Origin of the sequence: Nonomuraea sp. NPDC049655, assembly GCF_044465465.1 — a bacterium.
Classification (GTDB): Bacteria; Actinomycetota; Actinomycetes; order Streptosporangiales; family Streptosporangiaceae; genus Nonomuraea.
This window is the reverse complement of sequence record NZ_JBITLS010000037.1, coordinates 1-1,432: the sequence shown is the minus strand read 5'-3', so window position 1 is coordinate 1,432 and position 1,432 is coordinate 1. Positions and strand designations below refer to the sequence as shown.

The following is a 1,432-nucleotide window of genomic DNA, read 5'->3' as shown; positions in this document are numbered from 1 at the left end:
GCGCCGACCAGGCGGATGATCGCGGCCCGGTCGGGGAAGATGCCGACCACGTCGGTGCGGCGGCGGATCTCCTTGTTCAGCCGCTCCTGCGGGTTGATGCCCCTATGGATGTCAAGCCTCGAACCTGGGCGCGCTGGAGCTGATGATGATGCGATGGACTTCGCGCGCGATGTAGCGCTTCAGGCACCGGATGACCTCCCGACGAGTCTTTCCGTCAGCAGTGCATTTGCGCAGGTAGTCCTGAGTGCGTGGGTCCCAGCGCAGGCGACTGAGCGTGATCCGGTAGAGGGCCGCGTTGGCCTGGCGGTCACCGCCGCGATTCAGCCGTCGCCGGCTGGACTTCCCGGATGACGATTCCAGCGGACTCACCCCGCACAGAGCAGCGAAGGACGCTTCGCTGGCGAGCCTGTCTGGGTTGTCACCCGCAGCGATGAGGAGAACAGCGGCACTGTCAGGCCCAATGCCGGGCTGCTGGAGGAGCGCAGGAGCTGCGACCTCAACAGCTGTCGTGATGTGCTTGGACAGCTCGTTGATCTCTCTGGTCAGATACTGGATTCGCTCGGCCAGGAGCTTGAGCGTGTAGAGCATGGCGCCCGCGAGATCGGTGACCGCCGCGGGATCCAGTGCAGCGCACGCGGTGATCAGCCGTGGGACGGACAGTCCTGCGAGACGATCACGCAAGGCGGGATCAGCAGAGACCAGCAATGCTTTGAGCTGGTTGATCGACTGCGTGCGCGCCTTGATCGCGGAATCCTTGGCGACTTTGAACATCCTCAGCATCTCGACCGGACCGTCAGCGCTCTTCGGAAGAGCAGTCGCCTGCCCGGCCAGGACGGCCCGGGCCGCGTTCTCCGCGTCGATCACGTCGCTCTTGCCCCGGCGGCGGCGCTCTGCCCGGTTCGGCCGGTTGACCTCCAAAACCGTGAGCCTCTCGGCTTGCAGATGCCGGGTCAGTGCCGCCCCGTAGGATCCTGTGCCTTCGACTCCAGCACGCCGCACCTGGCCCAGCGAGCGAGCCCAGGCCACGAGCTGCTGATAGCCCGCCACCGTGGTCGGGAATGCGGCGTGCGCCACCACACCTCCCGTCAACGTCAACACCACGGCGACGTGCACGTCCTTATGCGTATCGACGCCTAGAACGATGTCTTCGATCTGGCGGTCGACGTCGGGTTCGGGCATGCTGACGGGGGTCATCTGGCTCCTTGAACGACCTGTGAGGGGATGGCCGTCGTCGGGCCGGCGTGACGGTCAGAACTGTGACGGTGCCTTGTAGCGGCAAGGCCCCTATCGGGACACGTCTGCCGGTCCGACGCCAGCAAGCACCGCCCGGAGCAAGGACCGGCAGATCAATCCAAAGGCAGCACGGCCAGTTAGACCACGGGCCAGGACCTCGTCCGGGCGGCACAAGAAGATCCTCACAGTTCGACCAGAT

1 protein-coding gene and 1 pseudogene are annotated in these 1,432 nt (G+C 65.4%); both read right to left on the bottom strand.

The genetic code is table 11. From position 1 onward, the window contains the following. A pseudogene (locus tag ACIBQ6_RS50715) lies at positions 1-95 on the bottom strand (transposase); the annotation flags it as partial. 16 nt (positions 96-111) lie between these two features. Further along, on the bottom strand, positions 112-1,194 hold the full coding sequence (locus tag ACIBQ6_RS50710; RefSeq protein ID WP_397219631.1) for an IS110 family transposase: 1,083 nt from the start codon (positions 1,192-1,194) through the stop codon (positions 112-114). Positions 1,195-1,432 lie beyond the last annotated feature (238 nt).